The following is a 22,417-nucleotide window of genomic DNA, read 5'->3' on the forward strand; positions in this document are numbered from 1 at the left end:
AAATCCTGTCGCACAACAGGTTTAATTAGCTCATGAAATACGGTATTCTGATGTGACAAAACCTGAATCCTGGTCGTTAAAGTGTTTGTTTGCACTCATATTTTAACTGTTAGGACTCAGGTTTTTTTATTTAAAGCAAACTATGGGACAGCAGTGGGCTTTGGGCCTCTTTTTTTATCTCTATCGTTTTTCATTTGCTGTTATTCGGATGTGATCCAGAGATATTACCCGTTATAAAGATGTAATCTTTTTGGTGATTATTTAGACAGGATGCAGCTGCGCGCTTATGATAGGAGCAATGAGTATTTCAAAACCCATTTGCTGCAATGATCGGAGTACCTTAAATCATGCAAAGTAATAACCCGATCCTGACACGCGTTGAGGTGTCGAGTGATTATGCCCAGCCGATGAGCGTGCAGGGAGCAATCCAAAAATCTGTCCTGCTGACTTTAATTGCCGCCGTGGTGGGCATCGGCCTGTTTTTCTACAGTTTCCTGACCGCCAATCTTTCTATTGCCTATGCCGGCGCAATTGTCGGTGCCATTGGCGGACTGATTCTGGCTTTGGTGGCCACCTTTAAGCCAAATACAGCGCGCACGCTGGCCATTCCCTATGCGCTGTTTGAAGGGGCCTTTCTGGGCGGGATTTCAGTGATCTTCCAGTTGCAGTTTCCGGGTGTGCCATTACAGGCCTTGCTGGCTACCTTTGTGACCACATTGGTGATGTTTGTGCTGTATCGTACTCGGGTAATTCGCGCCACTGAAAAATTTAAGGCGGTGGTGATGTCGGCCTCAATTGCGATTGCGATGGTGTTTGTGGTGCAAATCTTTCTGAGTCTGGCTTTGGGGTCGAGTATTCCTTATCTGTTTGAAAGCAACTGGCTTGGAATTGGCTTTGCAGCATTTGTGGCCGTGATTGCCTCTTTAAACCTGATTCTAGACTTTGACCTGATTGAAACCGGTGCAGCACAAGGTGCACCGAAAAGCATGGAATGGCTGAGCGCCATTGCCTTATTGGCCACCTTGGTCTGGATGTATTATTCCTTCCTGCGTTTGCTGGGCTTATTGCAAAGCAATGATTAACTTCCCTGCATTTATCGACATTAACATCGCGCAACCTTTGCGCGATTTTTATTTTCTTCGGAGGAATTGAAAAAAAGGCGCATTATGCAATTTCCGAATTGGCTCAGAATTGGCATGATACTGCAAAATCAATATGAGTGAGATTCACATGGCACAAGGACTATTAGCGGGTAAACGCTTTTTAATCGCGGGTATTGCGAGTAAATTATCCATTGCATTTGGTGTTGCTCAGGCTTTACATCGTGAAGGTGCAGAGCTGGCTTTTACCTATCCGAATGAAAAATTGAAAAAACGTGTGGATGAATTTGCAGAACAGTTTGGTTCTAAAATTGTTCTTCCTTGTGATGTTGCGGTAGATGCTGAAATTGAACAGGTCTTTGTCGATCTTGCTCAACATTGGGATGGTTTGGATGGCGTGGTGCATTCAATTGGTTTCGCACCAGCCCATACCTTAGATGGTGACTTTACCGACGTGACCGACCGTGAAGGTTTTAAAATTGCGCATGACATCAGTGCCTACAGCTTTGTTGCGATGGCGCGTGCCGCAAAACCATTATTACAGGCGCGTCAAGGCTGTTTATTAACCCTGACTTATCAGGGTTCTGAGCGTGTAATGCCAAACTACAACGTGATGGGCATGGCCAAAGCTTCGCTTGAAGCAGGGGTGCGTTATTTAGCCTCTAGCCTGGGTGCTGAAGGCATTCGTGTTAATGCCATTTCTGCCGGTCCAATCCGTACATTGGCTGCATCAGGAATTAAGTCATTCCGTAAAATGTTAGATGCCAACGAAAAAATTGCCCCATTAAAACGTAATGTCACCATTGAAGAAGTGGGCAATGCTGCATTATTCCTGTGCTCACCGTGGGCCAACGGGATTACCGGTGAAATTCTGTATGTAGATGCTGGCTTTAATACTGTGGGTATGAGCGCCGCCATGATGGACGCAGAATAAGTCGGAATGTTTCAACCTGTGCTGGCTTTTTATCGGATAGTTACATATTGATAAACAAGCGGCCGGGTTGAAGCGATGTTTTATGTGGTTATTTTGTATAAAATAGCCACACTTTTTTTTAGCTATTTATTACAGAACAATGATGCCAAGCAATATATTTGCAGCACTAGAAAAATTAGGCCTCAGCCCACAAAAACGTGCCCTCCATATTCAATTTTCTCAGCCTGCCTTAAATACCGATGTTTTTTTACAGCGCATCGACGGTGAACACCAGCTCAATGACGGTTTACATGCCGAACTGATCTGTCTTTCGACCAATGCCCAGATTCCGTTAAAACAGTTTATCGGCGCGCAAGTTGCCATCGATCAGGTCACTGATCAGGGCCAGCTGTTTCGCAGCAGCGGCATCATCACCGCCGCAGCGCAAGGCCAAAGTGATGGCTCACTCACCCTCTATAAACTCACGCTAGAAGATCCGACTGCACTCTGGCATAAACGCCGTAATAGCCGCGTGTTTATGAATAAAAGCGTGCGCGAGGTCAGTGAGATCTTATTTAAAGAATGGCAAAACAAAAGCCCGCTCTTTGCCGCCAGCCTGACCCTGGACTTAACCGGACTGACCCAGGAACTGGATGTGCGTCCCTTTATCATGCAGTCCAATGAAACCGACTATGACTTTTTGACCCGGCTCTGGCGCAGTGAAGGCATTAACTGGCTGATTGATGAAGCCCAGTTACAGGTCTTACATTCCAGCAGCCCGCTTCAGGCCCAGAAACTGCGCCTGATTGATGATAACAGCCAGTACAGCGCCTTAAATCGTCGCAGTATCCGCTTTCATCGCTCCAGTGCCACCGAACAATTAGACAGCATCACCCAGTTGATTGCCCAGCGCAGCCTGCAACCGACTGCCGTACATCTACAACGCTGGCAGTCAGACAGCCTCAGCCAGGAAGAAGGCGCCGGTTCAGTGCAAAGCAAACACCAGCACAGCCATAATCAGGACAATGCCAGCCTCAGCCTGGAACAAGCCTGGCAGATCAGCCCGGCCTGGATGCAGGATTTAAATGGCGAAGACCAGGCCACCGCATCCTCTAATAACCAGCTGGACAAACTGAACCAGAACCTCAGTCACTACCACGACCTGCAATCCAAATACTTCAGCGCCCATTCCACCGTCCGTGATGCCCAGGTTGGCTACTGGTTTGAACTGAATGAACACCCGGAAATTGACCAGCACAGCGCAGCCGACAAAGAATTTCTAATTACCGGCAAACAGTTCTATAACCAGAACAACTTACCCAAAGACCTCAATCAGCAGATTAACCAGTTACTCAGTCAAAGCCACTGGCATAGCCATTTTAGCTTTCAACACGAACAACACCCGGATGAACGTCAAGGCAATACCTTAACCCTGCAACGTCGCTACATCCGCACCGTCCCGGAATACCATCCACTACAGCACCGACCAGCAGCCCATCCGCAGCGTGCTCGGGTAGTCGGTCCTGCTGGCGAAAGCATCCATGTCGATGAATGGGGACGGATTAAAGTCCGCTTCCTGTTTACCCGCAGTGATGACCATCAGCATGATGGTGGGGCCGGTAGCAATGACAATGACACCGATTCCGCCTGGGTCGATGTACTGACACCTTGGGCCGGAGAAGGCTACGGGGCACGTTTCCTGCCACGGATTAATGAAATTGTGGTGATCGACTTCTTTGACGGTAACATCGACCGGCCATTTGTGGTGGGGCGTTTACATGAAGCAGAACGCTCGCCAACCCGCTTTGATACCCTAGGCCAGCTACCCGACACCAAAAAACTCAGTGGTATCCGCTCACAGGAAATTGAAGGCAGTGGCTTTAACCAGCTGCGCTTTGATGATACTCCGAAGCAGATTTCAGCCCAGCTGCAAAGCAGCCATGGTGCGACCCAACTGAACCTGGGGAACTTGAGCCATCCCAAAGCCAGCGCCGAAAGTGACGGCCGGGGTGAAGGTTTTGAGCTGAGAACCGATCAGTGGGGTGCAGTTCGTGCCGGAGAAGGGCTACTGATTTCCACTCATCCACAGGCACAGGCAGAAGGTAACCATCTTGATGCCAGCGAAGCCAAGAGTCAGATTGAAGGCTCACTGAACAATGCCCAAGCTTTAAGTGAAGTGGCCAAGAATCAGCAGACCGATCCTTTAGAGGTTCTCGATAACTTAAAGAGCTTCTTAGAGCAGATCGAACAGCAGGATGAAAATAAAGCCGCTGCTTTTAAACAGGCCTTAATGATTCTTAGCGCACCAAACTCTATTGCTTTAAGTAGCCAGCAAGATGTGCATCTCTCTGCTGATGGTCAGATCAGTCACAGTGCCGGAGAGAGTATTAACCTGAGTACGCAGCAGTCTTTGATTGCACATGCCAGCCAGAAACTGAGCCTGTTTGCAGCACAAGACGGTGCACGTTTATATGCCGGTAAAGGCAAAGTCGAGATTCAGGCTCAAGGTGATGGTGCAGATCTTATTGCCAGAAAAGGGGTGCAAATTATTTCGACGGAAGACACGGTCTATATTACCAGTCCAACCGAAATTAACCTGACCGCCGGTGGTTCACAAATCAAGATTAATGGCTCGGGGATTTTTCCAACCACGGGTGGCAAGTTTGAGGTGAAGGCGGGGCAGCATAGTTTTGTTAGTGGAGAGAAGCTAGTAGTTGATTTACCTAGTTTCCCTGAGTTAATTACTAAAAAATTCACCAAAAAATTTATTGCAAGAAATGATATAGGGAAACCAATGCCTAATATTAAATATATGGCATTTTTTGAAAGTGGAAATATTGAAACTGGTAAGACGAATGCCAAGGGTGAAACTAGTCTGTTTCAAACGGATATCCAAGAAAAAATATTTATACATTTTGATACTACCTTTGATTCAAATATAAAATTTAATGAAGAGTAAAGATATGTCTTTCACAGCAAAATTTATTATTAGATATCGACATCAAGCAGGACATTGGGAAAATTTCGATGGAGCCAAATATAGGATTGTTGCCTCAAGTGGTAAGATATTGAAGGAAAATTTATTAACCTCTTCTACAGGGGAAACAATAGTCATATCAACTGAAAAATCAGAAGATATTAGGGTAGAGTTATTTAATCTAAAAACAAATACCTATGATATACCAACTTATGTGGTTAAAAATTGCACTGAGAATACGCGAGAAAAAACGAGTATAAAAACCGTAAACGTTGAAAAAGGATATATTCAAGTTAAATTTACAGCACCTAAAGCTATAAATTTAGATAAGAATATTAAATACCATTTTGAATTTAAGCCAACAGGTGAAAAAGGGATCATAACGCTCTCTAATAGTCTTAAAAATGGATTAACAAAAACATATACAACTGAGCCTTCAAGCCTTTTAGATGGTGGTTATCCAAAACAAGTTAAAGCAAAATTTATAAAGCTATTTACAGATGTAAGTCCATTAGCACGAATTCATCTTAAAGTTGTGAAAAAAGATGGTAAAGAATCAAATGAGATATCAACTACTTTTGCACCACGAGTCATTCCTATAGGATCTAAGTTCCATTACAGAGAAATATCATTAGAAAAAGTCTTTTGGGAAGATAAAACAGAAGAAGCTGTTAAAGAAAGTAAGACAGTAGCACAAAGATTGAATGAATATAGGAAAGTGGTAATTAGTATTAGTAGAGTCGCGGGTACCACTTATCAACTCGAACGAAAAGACTTGGGAGAGCTTATTGCTCCAAATTTAAATTCTCAAAATGCAGTAACTTGGCAAGATGGTAAAGAAATAACGATTAGAATACCGAAGAAATTTAAAGGTATTTTAATTATTAAAAATTATAAAACTAAGAAGGCTATAGCAACAATAAATGTAGCTAAATTTCCAAATGAGAATGAAACAATATCTTTTGGACAGAGTAAATTTGAATTACCAAAGCCACCCTCTAGTGGTGCAAAAAAATTGATGGAAGATGCACAAAAAGGTGTTAAGGATGCACCACAACAAAAAGCTGAATTTTTAACATATACTATTTCAACTAATTGTAATGATCAGAAGTTTAGAGAAAAGTATGATCTAGAAGATCTAAAAACTTGTAGCGATAAAGAGTTTGCAATAATTGTAAATGCAATTTTTACAAATTTTGTATGGGATAATGGGATTGTACCTGTATTTTCAGCAACAGTAACAGGAACCACAGACATTGCAAAGAATGCACTTAGAGATAATTATATAAATAAATATTTAATACCCTTTTTTAAAAATATAGGTGTTGCTGCTAAAGATATTCTAATCGCTGTCAAAACTCAAAATAAAACATTGATGTTGTTTTTTTTGGGGCTTTCTCACTTACGTTATCAAATGAATATGAATGCAATTCGGCACCTCAAGAAAAAGATGGTTATGAACAATATTCCTGTAAAGGAGCCTATTACGTGGAAATCAATAAAAACAGGTGCATTAATAGGTTTTTTTATTGTAGCAACTTCAGAAGTTATTGAGCATTTATCAACTGATAAAGCAAATAAAGATTGGACAAATCTAATTTCTACTCTTGTTGGAGTAGCGGTTAAAACAGTTATAGGTACCATACTTACAACATTGGTTACTTCTTTTATTCTTACAGCTTTCGTGGGTGTCACAGCTCCATTCGTAGCTGTGTTAGCCGTTGGATTAATAGTTGGTTTTGTAATAGGATTTCTTATTGACGCTCTCGATAGTTATTATTTAAATTTCACTGGTGGAATAAAATACCTTTTAAACAAAGTTCAAGATGGTTTTGCTGGCAATATTAAGAAACTAATTGAATCTATAAGTAAGATAGTTGGTATTAATTATACGATACCAAATTGGTTATTAAATTGAGGTTTTTATGAAGAAATTTGAATTAATTAATAAGTCAATTTTTATAATTTCTTTTTTTTCACTTTTGGTTTTTTGGTCTTATGTGCAATTTGGATATTTAAAATACTTGTTAGCTAGTATTTTTTTGGGTTGTATTTTCTTAGTATTAGGTCGTATTAATTATAAAAAATACTATTTTAAATATGTTTTATTAATTTTTTCAATTATTTTATTTTATTCTTTTGGGGCTATTTATTTAACTGTAAAAAATGGATGGTTTGAAATTTTTGTTTGCTTGCTTGTTTTTATGGTGATTGATTTGTATTTATCTATTGGTAAAATTAAAGATATGCAACATAAGTATAAAAATAATAGTATCATTGATGATAATCTTGATCAGTTTTCATGTGACTTTGAGTTGGCAAATGGAAAAGTTTGGGGTGATGGAAGATTTTTTAAAATTATATTCGTTTCATATGTATTTGTGATTGGTCCTTATTTTATTATATTGAATCCTTTATATAGATTTGATGCTGGTGAAATGATGAATGGGATAAAATCAAATTTATATATGTATGCAGTAATTTTATTAATTCTAGTTGTTTGGGAGTATACATTGAAAAGAATTTATTTTTTTAGTGGTCTTGAATATAAATTTAAAAATGAGTGAAATATAAAAAAAGCCCTTACGGGCTTTTTTCAAATTAATGATTGTATCGGACTTCCACCCAACGCCTGCAATAAAGTGGCTTTGTTGCACAAAGATTTCATAACTATATGATTTTAAAGGTTTTGATTATTTTTTGATCCAAAATTAAATTTATTTAAATCAGATGCTTACATATTTATGCAACAAAGCCCTTCAATTGAAAAAGAAAGGAATATTGGTATGTATTATCAAGAACAAGGAACATTGTACTGTGGAAATGAATTACTGATAATAAATATTTAGTAGAAAAAAATTATTTAAGTGTAAAGATAAAGTTAAGAGATTAGTTAGGGGCAAATAAGTATGAAGTTAAATAATTTGAGTTTGGTTGTTTTTATACTTTTTATATTTACTGGATGTGGTGAAATTTATTCTCAACCTTATGATAAATATCCATTTGAAGTGAAAATGAAAGCTTTATTAGGGGATAACCTTGAAATTGTGAACTCAATACGTAAAGCAGAAGTCCAAATTTCTTCTTTTAGATTTGAAAAAGATCCTAATAAATTGAAAAAAGTAATTAATCAATTAGAAAAAGATGGTTGGATATTAAAGGGGCATGGACAAGGGGTAGATACATATTGTTTAGGAGCTAATAATAGTATTAATATTGTTAGCCCTACTGCAATTGGTGTTTATGATTATCAAGGAGGTAAACTAAATATAACTGATTATAATTCTGATGCTATATCTTATAGTGGCTTTGTTGCACAAAGATTTCATAACTATATGATTTTAAAAGTTTTGATTATTTTTTGATCCAAAATTAAATTTATTTAAATCAGATGCTTACATATTTATGCAACAAAGCCTCTTATAGTTATAATAAATGGGGCGAGGATTTGTGTGAATGATTTTTGGAAAATTATATTAATTTCTTCCTTATTAATTCAATTAGGTTGTTCTAATAGAATATATGAGCAACCTTCAGATAAGTATCCATTTGGAGCAAAAATGAAAGCTTTATTAGGTGATAATCTTAAAATTGTGAACTCATTGAGTAAAGCAGAATTAGGTGCTATGGCGGGAGCGAAGATTGGCTTAATATTATCACCTGTGACAGGTGGAGCATCAATTGCGATTGGTGGTATTGTTGGTGCAGGTATTGGTGCGGTTGCGCTAGGAGTTGGTGGTGGATTTGCTGGTAGTTATGGTGGGACACAAGTTGCTAGGAAATATACGGGTGTGTGTGATTAAAAGGTATAGTTATGAATGAGGTTTTATTCGTGATGAAAGAAATGATTGAAAATAATACTATTTTAATGAATTTTGTTATGTTAATTATTCTTTTTAATTTGTTGTTAATGTTTTTTACATATATATATAATAAAATTTATATTTCGATTTATAAAGATGATTTTATTGATTTGTTTTTTGGGAGGAATAATGGAGTCATCTTTAATCGAGTAGGTGGGGATTTGGTTGTTGTCGCATATTGGTTTTTGATGCGTTATTCTTTTGAAGTGATTTCATCGAGAAAAATACGTTTCCCTTCTATTAATGACTCTCATGCTAAACCATTTTATATGACGCCGAATGCTTTTAAAGAGAATATTGAATTATTTAAAAAGAATAGGAAGGGGTGGCTGATTTTTAATCTGATATCTTTTTATATAACATATATATTGGCTATTATTTTTCTAATTTATATAATACTTTTTATTTAAAATTCTTAACTTAAAAATTTAGGTGTAAAGAGAGTTCTGATATGTCTGTTTATCAGGAAATGGTGTCTAATTTATTAGAGGACCCTATGGTTGCAACTATGATTATAGCAATCTTTTTTAGTGCATTTTTAGTTGTTTTTATTATTGTTTATAATAAAATTTATATAAAAAAACATAGGGATGATTTTTTAAATTTATATTATGGAACAACGAATGTTTCTAAAGGGATATTAAATAGTTTAGATGTAACCACCTTCTTTTTTTTGACAACTTATGATGTTCAGTTAATATTAAATAATATTTTTAAATATAATAAAAAAAAACCATTTCCAAGTATTAGAGATAAAAAAACTCCAATGAAATTGACTCCTAATGCTTATATCGAAAATATTGATAAATTTAGAAAAAATCACAATCGATGGATGTTTATCAATTGGATTATAAATTTTTTAATAATTCTTACTTTTGCAGTATTTATCTTGATTGACCTTTTTTATAAAAGATAACTTGTAAAAATATTTGTTGATGAACAGGCTGAGCCTTTAGTTCGTTATCAATATGATACACAAGGCAACTTGATAAAAGCTACTGATGAAAATGGTCATGTCCGAAACTATGAATACAACCATTTCCATCAACTTACACGTTATACCGATCGTACAGGGCGTGGGCAAAATATTCGCTATGAATCAACTGAAGCCAAAGCTAAAGCAATTGAAGAATGGGCTGATGATGGTAGTTACCATACCAAACTCAAATGGCATCCTCGCTTACGCCAAGTCGCTGTTTATGACGCTTACGATGTCCCGACCTATTACTATTTTGATCTGAATGGATTTACCTACCGTACTCGTTTAGCAGATGGACGTGAATCGTGGTACAGCCGTGATAGTCAAAAACGTATTACCCGTCAAATTGATTTTGAAGGGCGAGAGACCCAACAAGAATACAATGATCAGGATCAACCCATCAAGTAGCCAGCAAGATGTACATCTCTCTGCTGATGGTCAGATCAGTCACAGTGCCGGAGAGAGTATTAACCTGAGTACGCAGCAGTCTTTGATTGCACATGCCAGCCAGAAACTAAGCCTGTTTGCAGCACAAGACGGTGCACGTTTATATGCGGGTAAAGGCAAAGTCGAGATTCAGGCACAGGGTGATGGTGCAGATCTTATTGCCAGAAAAGGGGTGCAAATTATTTCGACGGAAGATGCGGTTTATATTACCAGTCCAACCGAAATTAATCTGACCGCCGGTGGTTCACAAATCAAGATTAATGGCTCGGGGATTTTTCCGACCACAGGCGGAAAATTCGAGGTAAAGGCGGGGCAGCATTTGTTTAAGAGTGGTGAAAATGTTCATGCAACCATTCCTTTAATGCCTAAATTGGGATTACACAAAATACAATTTGAATTGCGAGATACTGAAACACAAGCGTTGTTGCCTTTCACTTCTTACATGTTAATGAATGATCAAGGGCATGTAAGCTATGGAAAAACAGATGTGAATGGCTTGACTCAGGCATTTGTCACTGATAAGCAAGAGAATTACTATCTACATGCAATCAATGACAAAATAAAGAAATTGGATAACTAAGATGGCAAAGTATCCTCAACCTAAGCTTGCACAAGCTGTATTAAAGAATGTGCCAAAACATATTGCTTTGCCACGTTTGAAATATGTGATTACAGCAAAAACATCTGAAGCTAAATCTACCTATGTATCTAAACTGACACCTTTTAATAAGTTTATGAAAACCCATAAAATTGAGGTGAATTATGATACTGCAGTAGTTCAAGTTGATATTTTCTTAGACGATAAATGGTATCAAGGCGCAATCCTTCCACATTTAGCACAATCTGAAAGCGGAAAGTTTACAGAGATCAAGTTTAAATACCATCAAGCGCAAAGTTCCCCGATAGAAGAAAATAAAATCCAAAAAGTTTATATAAAAGAAGGTATGGAAGTTGGTTGGTTGTTGATTCGAGAAGATGAGACTGTCGATGCATTGTTAAAACGTATCTATGCATACCCTCCTACGGCAAAAGAATTTTCTATTTTTAAAAATAATAATGCCCATTTGCCAGGGTTATCAACCAATGGACCAATGACTGTGCTTAAGCCGTGTCAGGTGGTCATTTTATCAAATAAATATGGTAATGATCTTAAGCTGAGTGAATATAAGCGGTTAGCGAGCAGCGTCGAAGAAAAATTGAAGCTATTGAGAAAGTCCTCAAATTTTGATGCGGCATTTTTTGCTGCAAATTATGAACTTTTGTACGATTATTGGTCACATGCTACTGAAATGGCATTAGCCAATGTAAGTGACCAAAAGAAAGTCGTTACAGTTGATGAGTTTAGGAAGGAATACTGTCAAGGTGATGATGATCTACTAGATCAAGTTGAAGAAAGAACGGGGCAAATTGTAGATAGCGCTGAACAAAAAAGCGAGCGAGATAGAAAGCTTAAAAAGAATGAGCTTCTAGTCATGAAAGAAACATCACTAGAAAAAGTGATAAAAAGCAATGATGCGATTATGGCTGTTTATCAAAGTGAACAGCTAATGAAATCTAAATATTCGAACCCAAAGCATTTTTCAGATTTTAAGAAAAAATATGCCTCACTTTATAGCCAGTTGGGTACAGCACTCAAAGATATGCATATTGTTGAGCCTCAGACTCAAATTCCTTTAATGAGAAAGTATATGAAAACGGACTCTCTTATACGTTCAGATGCTGTACGAGGTGGTTTGAAGCATTACGATAAGATGATCGTCGATTTAGGGAAAATCAGTATCGGTTTAAGAATGGGTAAGCAATTGGTGATTGGTCTAGGTGCTGCGATTTTCTTTAAAAATACAATGGATGCCTACAACACGGGAGATATGGAGCTTACGAAGAAAGTGGCTATGATTGAAGGTAGTAAGATTGCTGGGGGAGCCGCAGGAGGGGCTATTGGTGGCTTGGGAGGAAAAGTGGCAGCACGGGGGATAATTTATATTATTGGTGCTGTGGCTGGAGCAGTTGGGTATACTATATCTTTACCTGTTTCTTTGACAGTAACTGCCGTTGTAGTGGGAACGGGTATTATTGTTGGGGGTAAATATGGGAGTGAATATATGGAAGATTTATCTAAAAATATTACTGGTATATGTAAATGAATGATCAGCAACTTATTTATGAAGCTTGGATTGCTTATGGCTCAATAATTTTGGTTCTTTCTTTGGTCTTAATTATATATATATATAACTATTTATTTATAAAGAAAAATAGTAAAGAGCTTTCTGAAAGAATCTATGGTATCGAAGAATACTTAGATGAGGTGGGAGTTTCTTTTGAAAAGGTAATGCAACTAAATTTTATATTTTCCTTGATGTGGTTCTCATATTTTGTACAGCATAGATATTTTAAACAGAAGATGTCATATTTCGCCAAACGTGGAGAAAAGAGTCCAAGCTTGTATCCAAACCTTTATCAGGATAATGTCATTTATTTATGTGAAAAGTTTGGAAAACAGATAATCACAAATGAGGTCTTAGCTTTTGTCTCTCTATTTTTTGGGATTTCAATGTTTACGTCGAAATATATAGCAAAATTTATTGTCTATTTAGGTTTTTAATATCTTAAATAAGTTGTTTATACATATCAGCACCTCTTTATTTCAAGATTTCTGCTGTTGAAGTGGGAGTAGGTATCTTTTCGGTGGTAAATATGGCAGTGAATTTGCTGAAGACAAGGTTAAAACCTTTACAGGGATATGTGAATGAAAGATCAAACATTAATTTATGATTATTGGATCTTTTTTTGCTCAATGGGGTTAGGTCTTTTGCTGATGTTAGTTTTATATACATATAACTACATATTTATAAAGAAAAATAGTAAAGAGCTTTCTGAAAGAATCTATGGTATCGAAGAGTATTTAGATGAGGTGGGAGTTTCTTTTGAAAAGGTAATGCAACTAAATTTTATATTTTCCTTGATGTGGTTCTCATATTTTGTACAGCATAGATGTTTTAAACAGAAGATGTCATATTTCGCCAAACGTGGAGAAAAGAGTCCAAGCTTGTATCCAAACCTTTATCAGGATAATGTCATTTATTTATGTGAAAAGTTTGGAAAACAGATTATCAGAAATGAAGTTTTGTCTCTTGTCTCTCTTGTATTTATAACATCAATGTTTACATCGAAATATATAGCAAAATTTATTGTTTATTTAGGTTTTTAATACTTCTAAAAATAATTTGGTTACATATGTTAGTTTCTGTTTTCCTAACCATCACGGTTGTTGTGGGAGCAGGAACGATTGGCGATGGAATGCTTATTGAAGATGTAGGTTTTGTTGCACAAAGATTTGAAATGCAAAGCGCCCCTAATTGAGCCAAATTTAAGGCGTAACTTGGGTAAGTGGTCGACCTAATTCCGTAAATCTGTTGAGGACTGCTACACGTGCATGAATCTCATTCACCTGACTAGGAAAGCTTCTTGCCATTAATTTATCGCCTAATAATTTGATGCAATGCATCTTGGTTTCTACCAAACTGCGGCGATGATAGCCTGACCATTTTTTCCATAGTGTCCTGCCTAAACGTTTAACTGTTCGAAGTAATTCATTAGCGACTCAATTGCTATATCAAAAGAAAAAAATGGTTACTTATAAGCAATTCTAGTTGTAAAACTTATCAATTCATTAGCTTTGATAGCAATAGGTTTCGGGGGGCTAGCACAAATTTCAGTTGTGGAATCATATATTTTAAAAAATGTTGAAAAAAATATTATTGCGCATGCTGCTAGTAAGTTTTTATTAATTAGTGTTGTAAAATGGGCAGCTAGGTTAACTTGGGTTGGACTAGGATTAACCTTTTTGTACGAGCTAGCTAAAAACTACTATTTTGATAGCAAACTTGAAAGTTGGTGTAGTAAATCAGCTTTTGGTCTAAATAAAAGTAAATTTAAGAATATATTGGAGGAGGATAAGGCATTTAGTGAGGCCTTACAGAGTATATAAATGATTAATGCAAAAAAAATTGTGGGTAGAATAGAAGGTCTTAAATGTGAAGAATCTATTATACAGCCTTTTAAAAATATTGGTAAGCAAGTCGCAACTACAGCTTTGCTAGGAGTGTTGACAGAAAGTACTTCACTTTTAAGTGCGGCCCCAATATTAATTCTTGCTTCAAAAGGTAGGAGAGCAAAAACCTTTACTTGTAAAATAGACGGGATTGATGTCATTGGGCAATATACTACAGTAAAATTTAATGAAGGGGACCAAGTTGTTACCATCCTAAGTGAAGAGCAAGATAAAGGCTTTCATTTAGCTTATGCAGTATTAATACCAAATAAGGGAATACTTCATATGTTGTATGATTCTGGGCGTTCATTTAAAAAGCATTGTTTACATTTACTTAAATGGGCAATAATACTAAGTATATTTTCATGTATTTTTTTAACTATTATTGCTCTGGTAGGGTATTTAAATCCTGATAATGGTAAAGATATTATTGACTTTAAAAATCAATTAATAATCTCTTATTTAGTGTCATTTATATTTTCCTTTGGTCTACTATTTAGCTTTTTATTTGGTAAGGATAATGTACGTTTTCTAGGGCGTTACAGCGAGAAAATTTTTGAAATATTAGGGTTTGAACAACCCAAAAATCAAAATCTTTTTAATTCATATCTGATCGATGAAAATGGTTTGCATGTGAGTGTTTTGGATTATAGAAAAAGTTTGATTGGAAAAGATCCCTATCCAGCGGATTATTTTGAGAAGAAAAATGATAAAAATTGAAGGCAAGATTCAAAATCTTAAAGTAGAAGATTCTAAAATTTTGTCTATTGGTAATTTAAATCAACAAGCAGCTAATACTGCGTTAATTGGTACATTAGTCGGAAGTACTTCCTTAATGAGTAACGTGCCCATTATGGCATTAGCTGCAAAAGGTAGAGATGGAAAGACTTTTAGAGGTGAGATTAACGGTATCCGAGTCATTGGACAATTCACAGGTGTTAAGTTTGAAAATAATACTCCTCTAATTATGGTTATTAATGAAGAACAAGAGGACGGATATCATTTTGTATATGCAGTTCTAGATCCTAAAAAAGGTTTGTTACATATGCCATATGAGATGGGAAGATCTAAAAAGAAGACTTATTTATCTTTAGTAAAAAATGCAATTTTGTTATCGATATTATTTTGTTTCTTTTCCAGTATATTAATTGTTGCCCAATATTTTGCAATTGAAGATATTTCAGTTGAAAAAATTAAATTTAATGTAATGCTTTTCTATCCATCAAGTATTCTTTTTTCATTTTTATTTATGGGATACTTTTTATTGGGTAAAAACAATCTTCGATATTTAGCTGAACTTTCAGAAAACGTATTTGAAAAATTGAATTTTTCAGATGTAAAAGAACAGGATTTTTATAATTCAGGGCTTTGGGACAGTGAAGGGATATACCCAAGTGTTATGTTATATAGAAAAAATCTAATAGGTGCTGATCCCTATCCTGAAGATTATTTTGATAAGTAATTAAAATAAATTTTTTATTGATCTTTAATTATATAAAAAAAGCCCTTACGGGCTTTTTTTATTCCATAAATTTAAGGCAATTGCTGAATCGGGCTTCCACCCAGCGCCTGCAATAAAGTTACATAAGCATTGTATTGGCTCTGACGGGTTTGTACCAAAGACAAACGGGCATTACGCGTGGTTTCCTGTGCATCTAACAGATTTTTTAACGCCACTGCGCCGTTACGATAACGGACTTCAGTCAACCGTTCAGACTTTTCCGCCAGTTCAACATTACGTGCCTGCAAGGCAAGCTGCTTATCCAGCTCATTACGTGCCGATAATGCATTTTCCACATCTGCAAAGGCGGCATATAGAGTCTGGCGATACTGCAAAATCGCTTTTTCATATTCCAGTTCGTTGACCTGTAAATCACGTTTCATGTCATTCCATTGTAAAAATGGCAGACTTAATCCAGCACCCAAGGTCAAGGCCGGATTTTGCAATGCACTGCTTAGTGAGGTAGAGGCACCCACACCTGTTGATAGTGCGCCAGTCAAGCTGATCGATGGATAATAGCTGGCCCGATTGGCATCTTTATTGGCCAGGGCTTTACGCAGGCGTAACTCGGCAGCCTGTAAGTCCGGACGACGCGCCAATAATTCTGCCGGCAAACCGGCACTAATCTCCGGCAGCGCCGTGCGTGGTAAACGCGGCGGTTCCTGAACATTCAGTTGCTGCACCGGCATGTTTAATAAAACTGCCAAGGCCGTCCGGGTTTCTACACGCTGCTGCTCAATCTGGCTTAAGGTCGATTTCTGGTTTTGTACCGACTGTTCTGCCTGGGTTACATCCAGACCCGATACCGCGCCAGCCCGATACTGTACTTGTACCAGTTCATAGGTTTTTTGTGCGGTCGCCAGGTTTTGCTGGACCACCTGATAACGTTCATTTAAATAGCCCAGCTGCCAATACAGCTCTGCTGCTGTACCAATCAAACTCTGTGCTGTGGCCTGTAAATCCTGCTCGGTGGCTAAGGCTTCCCAACGCGCAGCTTCGGTCTGGTTGGCCAGTTTGCCAAATAAATCCAGTTCATAACTCAAGCGTGGATAGCCCAGAGAAATTCCGGTCGAGGCATTACCATCGCCATCCAGACTAAAACGGTGCCCGGTTGAAATGCTGGCATCTCCAATCCGGATCCCTTGCTGGCTTTGAGACTGTCCCGCCTGTAGACGAGCCTGTTGCAGGTTAATCCCCGCAACTGCCAGATCGCTATTGCGCGTCAAGGTTTGTTCAACCAGGGCATTCAGCTGGGCATCCTTAAACAGCGTCCACCACTGATCGGCCTGAACCTGAGCATGCACCTGCTGGCTAACCGCTTTACTGTTCTGGAAACTGCCTGGAATAGTCACAGCGGGTGCCTGATATGGGGTTTTCACCACCGCCGCACAGCCGACCAGGCTGCTGCTCAATAGCAAGGCGGTTGCAAGTTTACTGAAATTCAATTGCATGAAAGTATCCTTATTCTCGAGACAGGGCATCGACGGGATTTAAACGGGCAGCGTTACGGGCAGGAATAAAGCCAAACACAATCCCGATCAGGCTGGAACAGATAAAGGCTGCCACAATGGAGGTGGTCGAGTAAGCCATTTGGAAAGTCCCGCCGGCGAACTGGGTAATCAGTTGTCCAATCCCTAAAGATAAGAGCACCCCGAGAATACCACCTAAAATACAGACCAGTACGGCTTCAATCAGGAACTGCTGCAAGATGTCACTTTGTCGGGCACCCACCGCCATACGAACGCCGATTTCCTGCGTCCGCTCTGTAACCGATACCAGCATGATGTTCATCACCCCGATACCACCCACCACCAGAGAAATCACGGCAATGGCTGAAATCAGCAGGGTCATCGTCGCAGTGGTCTGCTGGATGGTTTCCCGAATACTGTCGGCATTCTGGGTAAAGACATCCTGCGCACCGTGGCGTTGGACCAGCAGGCTTAAAATTGCATTTTCTGCGGTGGCACTTGGATATTCATCTTTAATCCGGACAATGATGCTGCGCACATGCGATTGCCCCAGCATCCGGCTTAAAACGGTGGAGTAGGGCAGATAGACATTCAGGCTATCCGCATTACCGCCCATGCCTTGCTGGGCATCGACCACCCCAATGATCCGACTGGGTACGCTGCCCAGTAAAATCACCTGACCTACCGGGTTAGAGCCGTCACTAAAGAAAGTCTTTTGGGTGTTGGTATCAATCACCACGTCTTGGGCTTGAGTGCGGACACTGCTCCGGTCAAAAGGTTGACCGCTGTTAAAATCCAGACCGCGTACATAGAAGAAGTCTTCACTCACACCATTCACGGTGGTCGAGGCTTCAATTTCCTTAAAGCGTCCGGTCACGCTGGTATTCACCGACGGGCTGACCCCATCGACATAGGGCTGTTCCGCCAGCGCATCGGCATCTGCGGGAATCAGGGTTCTGACCTGAGAGGAACGTGAATTGTCCCCGAAGCCCCGGCCCTGATACACGGTGATGGTATTGGTACCCAGACTGCTGATGTTTTCCAGAATCTGTTTTTGTGAACCATTGCCGAGTGCCACCACTGAAACCACCGAGGCAATCCCAATAATAATCCCGAGCATGGTCAGAAAGGTTCGCATCCGGTGTGCATTCATGGCCAGTAAGGCCATACGGAAGGCTTCTCCCAGACGGTCCACCGCGGAGCGCCAGGACGAAATTTTCTTTTGCGTATTGCGCTGCAGTTGCTGTTTTTCTAGGGGGGCATCGTCAGTTTCTGGCGTATTCGGCTGATCGGAAATAATATTCCCGTCACTGATTTCAATAATCCGGCTGGCACTTTTGGCGACATTGTGGTCATGGGTGACCAGAATAATAGTATGACCCTGGGCATTCAGCTCGCGCAGAATCCGCATCACCTCAATGCCGCTGTTTTTGTCCAGTGCACCGGTTGGTTCATCGGCCAGAATCACATCGCCGCCATTCATTAGTGCACGGGCAATCGAAACACGCTGTTGCTGACCACCAGAAAGCTGGCTTGGACGGTTCTGGGTTTTCTCGCCCAGACCCAAATCGGTCAGCAGTTTTTCTGCACGCTGATGACGTTCATCGGCATCGGCACCGGCATAAATCGCCGGGACTTCAACGTTTCCCGCTGCGGTTAAATCACCCAGCAGATGGTAGCGCTGGAAAATAAAACCAAAATATTCACGGCGTAACTGCGCCAGTTCATCGGGTTCCAGTTCACGGGTTTCACGGCCATTGACGCGGTAGCTGCCCGAGGTCGGTTTATCCAGACAGCCTAAAATATTCATCAGGGTCGATTTACCCGAACCGGACTGACCGACAATTGCGACCAGTTCACCGGGGTAAATTGCCAGATCGACACCCTTGAGAATCTGCACCGTTGATTCACCTGCCGGGAATTCACGAGTCAGATTCTTGACCTCGAGTAGAGGTTGCTGTTGTTGACTCATGCTTACATTCTCATTGGGCCGGAAGGACCACCACGGTTGCTACGTTTGGCGCCATCGTTTGAGGTATCTGAACCATCGGCAATGATGACCTGATCACCCTCTTTCAAACCTTTGATGATTTCAACGCTAACGCGGTTATTTAAGCCGGTCAGGACCTGTTGCGGTTTGGCGCTGCCATCGGCCTGTAAGACACGTACCATTGCCAGTGCAGCTTTGCCTTGATCAATCAGGGCACGTTCCTGTTCGGTCAGGGTTAAGCGCGCAGGACGGTCACCGGCCGGGCGTTGACCACGAGCTTCAGATGCACCGCGTTCAGCCGGCGCCTGATCTGCACCCGGGGCACGGCTACGCTGTGGACGGTTAGAGGCCTGAATGGCTGCCGCTGGAATCATCAGGACATTTTTCGCTTCATCCAGCACAATCGACACCTGTGCGGTCATGTCAATACGCAATTTGCCATCTTCATTCGGAACATCAAACAGGGCGTTGTAATACACCGCAGAGCTTGAAGTGGATGAACTGTTACTGGTTTCGGTGTTAATTGAATTCGGTGCCGGTTCAACCTGACGCAAGGTGGCGTAGTGTTTTTTCTCACTGTTGCCCAAGGTGGTGAAGTACACACGCTGGCCTTCTTCCACTTTCATAACGTCGGCTTCAGAAATCTCCGATTTTACGGTCATGGTGTCGAGCTTGGCTAGTTTGACAATGGTCGGCGCACTCTGGTTGGCGTTTACAGTCTGACCTTCTTCCGTAACAATCGCCACGACCGTACCATCCATGGGTGCAACAATACGGGTATAGCCTAAATCTTCACGTGTGGTGGCTAAAGTTAAGCGGGATTGTTCAATCTGGGCATTAATGGCAGCAATATCGGCCTGTGCGGTTTTGTAGCTGGCCAGTGCGGCTTCCAGTTCTGCACGTGAGGTCGCATCCTGGTCATACATGGCCTGTTGTCGGCGATATTCAGCTTCGACTTTGGCAAGATTGGCCTGACGCACCGCCAGTTGGGCCTGCTGGTTTTTAATGCTGGCTTCTGCGGTTTTTAATTCGTTTTCCTGACGTACCGAATCAATCTGGGCAATCAGCTGGCCCTGTTTGACCTGATCGCCGAGTTCAACATACATTTTTCTGACCTGTCCCGACACCTGGGCGCCGACACTGACCATTTTGGTGGCTTCAAGGACACCGGTGGCCAGTACTGAATTTTCAATATCGCCACGGCTGACGGCAGCGGTAATGTACTGTGGCTGTTCCTGTTTAGGTTTTAAAAAGAACCAGGCTGCAGCAATAAGTGCCACAATGGCCAGCGCAGCAAGCGCGAGTTTGGTTGGTTTTATTTTAGGCATGATCATCGAAACAGGTAAAAAGAATTAAACGGAATTATAAAAGCGAATTAAGGATAAATCGTGAATATTTTGAAGACATTGCAAATGATAATTATTCTATGCAGGTCCGGATATCCTGTTAAACGGCAAATAAAGGCCGACCACAGAGACTGGCAATGGCTTGCTGCACCAGCTGTTCCGGGTTGTCCTGACTGACGCCTTTAATGGCCGCATCAATATTTAATAACAGCGCCGGCCAGCTTAAAAACGTCTGTGGCGATAAACGGCGTACCGCCTGCTGGTAAGTACTGACCTTGTTTTTCCAGATGCCCAGTTGCAAAGCATTCTGTGGTTGCTCAAACAGTTGCATCAGAAGCCGCATTTCCTTGCTGATACTCCATAAGATCAGGCTCATCGGCTCGCCAGAGGCGGTCAGATACTGAAAAATCTTGATAGATTGAGCCAGATTTCCGGCTAAAAGGGCATCGCTTAAATCATAAGTGGTATAGCGTGACTGGTCTTGCAGGCAGGCATATAAATGCTCAATCTGAATATGTTCAAGGTCCGGAAACGTATCGCGCACCCGCATCAGGCTGTTTTTGGCCGCCAGCAAGTTGTGTTCATGATGCTGTTCCAGCCATTGCCAGGCATCATTGGCCAGTTGAATCCCGAGTTTCTGCGCTTCAACTGCTAAAATCTGCTGTCGGTCACGTGGGTAATTTGCCGTTAAGGCGACGCAAACGCCATTGGCCTCCACCGTCTGGAAAAAGCTTGACTTGAGGCTGCTGGCATCCTGCTTGGGCATGACCACCAGCAGCAGGTTATTGCTGTCTTGTTGTAAATAGCTTTTCAGCAGTTTTAAGCTGCTGGCATCGGGCTTGATGTTGCCATGCACTTCAACTGCCAGTTGGGTGGAAAATAAAGACAGGCTGTTTAAGGCATTAAAGACATTTTTCCAGTCACTGACGCTGCTAATGTCATAGCGCTGACGTTCAATGTCCTGCTTCTGCCAGCTTTGGCGAAAAGCATCGATCAGGTTTTGTTCTAGTAGTGGTTCCTGACCATGCAGCACCCAGGCTCCCCGGGCATCATCAATCCGTTTCAGGGCCTGTAAGTAATCCAGTTTCATGGTGCAGCAGTTTGGCTGGTCGATGCGGCAGGTAAGCGGTTTGATGAAATCTGACGTACGATTTGCTGAGCCACGTCATCAATGATCACATCACGCAGGAATTTCTGTTCCTGATCATCGGTGTTCACTGTTGCGACATCATATTGATAGCTTCGGGTGGCGACTACGGTACGCGGTTCAGTCACCGGATTGCCTTGCGCATCTTCAATACGGAAAGTCACATTTAAACGCAGCATGGTTTCGACCAGCTTGCCATTTAATTCCAGACGGCGCGGGCTATAGTCGAGTACCCGCAGCAGATAGGCATCATTGCTATTGCTGAGCTGGACACCGGCGGCACCCAAATAAATCGACAGTTTTTCCTGTAATTCTTCCGCTTGGGCAGGCAGCGCCAGACGCATTTTCGAATAGGCCACCGGGGCGACGGTTGGGTTGGTGCCTTTCAGATGAAAACCACAACCGACCAGGCTAGTAGCTAAACCGCATGTAAGTACAATAGCTGCGACACGTTTGCCCAAATGCATGTGTTGTCCTCTGTGTTGGCCTGAATCAAGCGAAAAATAAAATGAGGTTTTGATTGTATGTGCAAAGCCCGTTGACTGGCAACGGGCTTTGTGTTTTTTAAGCCTCCCTTTGGTAAAGGGAGGTTTGGAGGGATTCGTCCTTAAAGGTCCCCCTCTTGCGCCATATA

General features: G+C 40.7%; 21 protein-coding genes and 3 pseudogenes. 18 read left to right on the forward strand and 6 right to left on the reverse strand.

Annotated features, from left to right (window positions below):
- Positions 1-347: 347 nt before the first annotated feature.
- From FTU67_RS10370 to FTU67_RS14220, 15 genes and pseudogenes are all read left to right on the forward strand, one after another.
- Positions 348-1,082 (forward strand): Bax inhibitor-1/YccA family protein, encoded by a 735-nt coding sequence (locus tag FTU67_RS10370; protein WP_016659546.1) that lies wholly within the window; start codon positions 348-350, stop codon positions 1,080-1,082.
- A gap of 148 nt (positions 1,083-1,230) precedes the next feature.
- Positions 1,231-2,034, forward strand: coding sequence for an enoyl-ACP reductase (locus FTU67_RS10375; protein ID WP_005182307.1), 804 nt, complete (start codon positions 1,231-1,233; stop codon positions 2,032-2,034).
- A 139-nt stretch (positions 2,035-2,173) separates the two neighbouring features.
- Positions 2,174-4,972 (forward strand): type VI secretion system Vgr family protein, encoded by a 2,799-nt coding sequence (locus tag FTU67_RS10380; protein ID WP_180061714.1) that lies wholly within the window; start codon positions 2,174-2,176, stop codon positions 4,970-4,972.
- 4 nt (positions 4,973-4,976) lie between these two features.
- Positions 4,977-6,908 carry a sodium/proton-translocating pyrophosphatase gene (locus FTU67_RS10385; RefSeq protein ID WP_168397149.1) on the forward strand — a complete coding sequence of 644 codons (1,932 nt, stop codon included), beginning with the start codon at positions 4,977-4,979 and terminating at the stop codon, positions 6,906-6,908.
- Between the two features lie 7 nt (positions 6,909-6,915).
- Positions 6,916-7,557, forward strand: coding sequence for a hypothetical protein (locus FTU67_RS10390; RefSeq protein ID WP_168397148.1), 642 nt, complete (start codon positions 6,916-6,918; stop codon positions 7,555-7,557).
- A 342-nt stretch (positions 7,558-7,899) separates the two neighbouring features.
- Positions 7,900-8,355: a hypothetical protein gene (locus FTU67_RS10395; protein ID WP_180057787.1), complete on the forward strand. Its 456-nt coding sequence runs from the start codon at positions 7,900-7,902 to the stop codon at positions 8,353-8,355.
- Between the two features lie 87 nt (positions 8,356-8,442).
- Positions 8,443-8,793, forward strand: a complete 351-nt coding sequence (locus FTU67_RS10400; RefSeq protein WP_373684737.1) for a hypothetical protein — start codon at positions 8,443-8,445, stop codon at positions 8,791-8,793.
- Between the two features lie 32 nt (positions 8,794-8,825).
- Entirely contained in the window at positions 8,826-9,263 is a 438-nt protein-coding gene (locus tag FTU67_RS10405; protein ID WP_227554623.1) for a hypothetical protein, read from the forward strand.
- A gap of 41 nt (positions 9,264-9,304) precedes the next feature.
- Positions 9,305-9,769 carry a hypothetical protein gene (locus tag FTU67_RS10410; RefSeq protein ID WP_163146133.1) on the forward strand — a complete coding sequence of 155 codons (465 nt, stop codon included), beginning with the start codon at positions 9,305-9,307 and terminating at the stop codon, positions 9,767-9,769.
- 18 nt (positions 9,770-9,787) lie between these two features.
- Positions 9,788-10,237: pseudogene (locus tag FTU67_RS10415) on the forward strand (hypothetical protein); the annotation flags it as partial.
- Positions 10,236-10,859, forward strand: a pseudogene (locus FTU67_RS10420) (DUF2345 domain-containing protein); the annotation flags it as partial. The pseudogenes FTU67_RS10415 and FTU67_RS10420, both read left to right, overlap by 2 nt.
- Before the next feature lies 1 nt (position 10,860).
- Complete coding sequence (locus FTU67_RS10425) at positions 10,861-12,423, forward strand: hypothetical protein (RefSeq protein ID WP_180057790.1); 1,563 nt, start codon at positions 10,861-10,863, stop codon at positions 12,421-12,423.
- Positions 12,420-12,881: a hypothetical protein gene (locus FTU67_RS10430; RefSeq protein WP_168397152.1), complete on the forward strand. Its 462-nt coding sequence runs from the start codon at positions 12,420-12,422 to the stop codon at positions 12,879-12,881. The genes FTU67_RS10425 and FTU67_RS10430 overlap by 4 nt, the downstream gene beginning before the upstream one ends.
- A 144-nt stretch (positions 12,882-13,025) precedes the next feature.
- Complete coding sequence (locus tag FTU67_RS10435; RefSeq protein ID WP_127800632.1) at positions 13,026-13,487, forward strand: hypothetical protein; 462 nt, start codon at positions 13,026-13,028, stop codon at positions 13,485-13,487.
- 26 nt (positions 13,488-13,513) lie between these two features.
- Complete coding sequence (locus tag FTU67_RS14220) at positions 13,514-13,639, forward strand: hypothetical protein (protein ID WP_257220604.1); 126 nt, start codon at positions 13,514-13,516, stop codon at positions 13,637-13,639.
- A 7-nt stretch (positions 13,640-13,646) separates the two neighbouring features.
- Here FTU67_RS14220 and FTU67_RS10440 read toward each other — a convergent pair.
- Positions 13,647-13,874: pseudogene (locus tag FTU67_RS10440) on the reverse strand (IS5/IS1182 family transposase); the annotation flags it as partial.
- A 123-nt stretch (positions 13,875-13,997) separates the two neighbouring features.
- On the opposite strand from FTU67_RS10440, the gene FTU67_RS10445 reads away from it, so the two are divergent.
- From FTU67_RS10445 to FTU67_RS10455, 3 genes are read left to right on the forward strand one after another with little or no spacing between them, the layout of a single operon-like run.
- Complete coding sequence (locus FTU67_RS10445) at positions 13,998-14,267, forward strand: hypothetical protein (protein ID WP_160241622.1); 270 nt, start codon at positions 13,998-14,000, stop codon at positions 14,265-14,267.
- A complete protein-coding gene (locus FTU67_RS10450) occupies positions 14,268-15,050 on the forward strand; it encodes a putative type VI secretion system effector (protein WP_180061715.1) in 783 nt (260 codons plus the stop codon).
- Positions 15,037-15,792, forward strand: a complete 756-nt coding sequence (locus tag FTU67_RS10455; protein ID WP_180061716.1) for a putative type VI secretion system effector — start codon at positions 15,037-15,039, stop codon at positions 15,790-15,792. Before FTU67_RS10450 ends, FTU67_RS10455 begins: the two co-directional genes overlap by 14 nt.
- A gap of 71 nt (positions 15,793-15,863) precedes the next feature.
- Here the strand turns inward: FTU67_RS10455 and FTU67_RS10460 are convergent, their stop codons facing one another.
- The 5 genes from FTU67_RS10460 to lptE form a co-directional block, all read right to left on the reverse strand.
- A complete protein-coding gene (locus tag FTU67_RS10460; RefSeq protein WP_104473304.1) occupies positions 15,864-17,282 on the reverse strand; it encodes an efflux transporter outer membrane subunit in 1,419 nt (472 codons plus the stop codon).
- Between the two features lie 10 nt (positions 17,283-17,292).
- On the reverse strand, positions 17,293-19,272 hold the full coding sequence (locus FTU67_RS10465) for a MacB family efflux pump subunit (protein ID WP_160241618.1): 1,980 nt from the start codon (positions 19,270-19,272) through the stop codon (positions 17,293-17,295).
- Positions 19,273-19,274: 2 nt separating this feature from the next.
- The gene (locus tag FTU67_RS10470; protein ID WP_156188776.1) at positions 19,275-20,618 is read right to left on the reverse strand and encodes a MacA family efflux pump subunit; all 1,344 of its coding nucleotides are present in this window, start codon (positions 20,616-20,618) and stop codon (positions 19,275-19,277) included.
- A gap of 118 nt (positions 20,619-20,736) precedes the next feature.
- Positions 20,737-21,726 (reverse strand): DNA polymerase III subunit delta, encoded by a 990-nt coding sequence (gene holA / locus FTU67_RS10475; RefSeq protein ID WP_180061717.1) that lies wholly within the window; start codon positions 21,724-21,726, stop codon positions 20,737-20,739.
- Positions 21,723-22,250 carry an LPS assembly lipoprotein LptE gene (gene lptE / locus FTU67_RS10480; RefSeq protein ID WP_005182353.1) on the reverse strand — a complete coding sequence of 176 codons (528 nt, stop codon included), beginning with the start codon at positions 22,248-22,250 and terminating at the stop codon, positions 21,723-21,725. The genes holA and lptE overlap by 4 nt, the downstream gene beginning before the upstream one ends.
- Between the last annotated feature and the right edge of the window lie 167 nt (positions 22,251-22,417).

The organism is Acinetobacter sp. YH12132 (genome assembly GCF_013418645.1).
Classification (GTDB): Bacteria; Pseudomonadota; Gammaproteobacteria; order Pseudomonadales; family Moraxellaceae; genus Acinetobacter; species Acinetobacter indicus.

Bases quoted from the DNA above. Each gene is read 5' to 3' on its own strand.
- holA (WP_180061717.1), bottom strand. From the start codon at position 21,726: ATGAAACTGGATTACTTACAGGCCCTGAAACGGATTGATGATGCCCGG.
- FTU67_RS14220 (WP_257220604.1), top strand. From the start codon at position 13,514: ATGTTAGTTTCTGTTTTCCTAACCATCACGGTTGTTGTGGGAGCAGGA.
- FTU67_RS10455 (WP_180061716.1), top strand. From the start codon at position 15,037: ATGATAAAAATTGAAGGCAAGATTCAAAATCTTAAAGTAGAAGATTCT.
- FTU67_RS10450 (WP_180061715.1), top strand. From the start codon at position 14,268: ATGATTAATGCAAAAAAAATTGTGGGTAGAATAGAAGGTCTTAAATGT.
- FTU67_RS10410 (WP_163146133.1), top strand. From the start codon at position 9,305: ATGTCTGTTTATCAGGAAATGGTGTCTAATTTATTAGAGGACCCTATG.
- FTU67_RS10405 (WP_227554623.1), top strand. From the start codon at position 8,826: ATGAAAGAAATGATTGAAAATAATACTATTTTAATGAATTTTGTTATG.
- FTU67_RS10430 (WP_168397152.1), top strand. From the start codon at position 12,420: ATGAATGATCAGCAACTTATTTATGAAGCTTGGATTGCTTATGGCTCA.
- FTU67_RS10435 (WP_127800632.1), top strand. From the start codon at position 13,026: ATGAAAGATCAAACATTAATTTATGATTATTGGATCTTTTTTTGCTCA.
- FTU67_RS10370 (WP_016659546.1), top strand. From the start codon at position 348: ATGCAAAGTAATAACCCGATCCTGACACGCGTTGAGGTGTCGAGTGAT.
- FTU67_RS10395 (WP_180057787.1), top strand. From the start codon at position 7,900: ATGAAGTTAAATAATTTGAGTTTGGTTGTTTTTATACTTTTTATATTT.
- FTU67_RS10465 (WP_160241618.1), bottom strand. From the start codon at position 19,272: ATGAGTCAACAACAGCAACCTCTACTCGAGGTCAAGAATCTGACTCGT.
- FTU67_RS10390 (WP_168397148.1), top strand. From the start codon at position 6,916: ATGAAGAAATTTGAATTAATTAATAAGTCAATTTTTATAATTTCTTTT.
- FTU67_RS10380 (WP_180061714.1), top strand. From the start codon at position 2,174: ATGATGCCAAGCAATATATTTGCAGCACTAGAAAAATTAGGCCTCAGC.
- lptE (WP_005182353.1), bottom strand. From the start codon at position 22,250: ATGCATTTGGGCAAACGTGTCGCAGCTATTGTACTTACATGCGGTTTA.
- FTU67_RS10385 (WP_168397149.1), top strand. From the start codon at position 4,977: ATGTCTTTCACAGCAAAATTTATTATTAGATATCGACATCAAGCAGGA.
- FTU67_RS10425 (WP_180057790.1), top strand. From the start codon at position 10,861: ATGGCAAAGTATCCTCAACCTAAGCTTGCACAAGCTGTATTAAAGAAT.
- FTU67_RS10470 (WP_156188776.1), bottom strand. From the start codon at position 20,618: ATGCCTAAAATAAAACCAACCAAACTCGCGCTTGCTGCGCTGGCCATT.
- FTU67_RS10460 (WP_104473304.1), bottom strand. From the start codon at position 17,282: ATGCAATTGAATTTCAGTAAACTTGCAACCGCCTTGCTATTGAGCAGC.
- FTU67_RS10375 (WP_005182307.1), top strand. From the start codon at position 1,231: ATGGCACAAGGACTATTAGCGGGTAAACGCTTTTTAATCGCGGGTATT.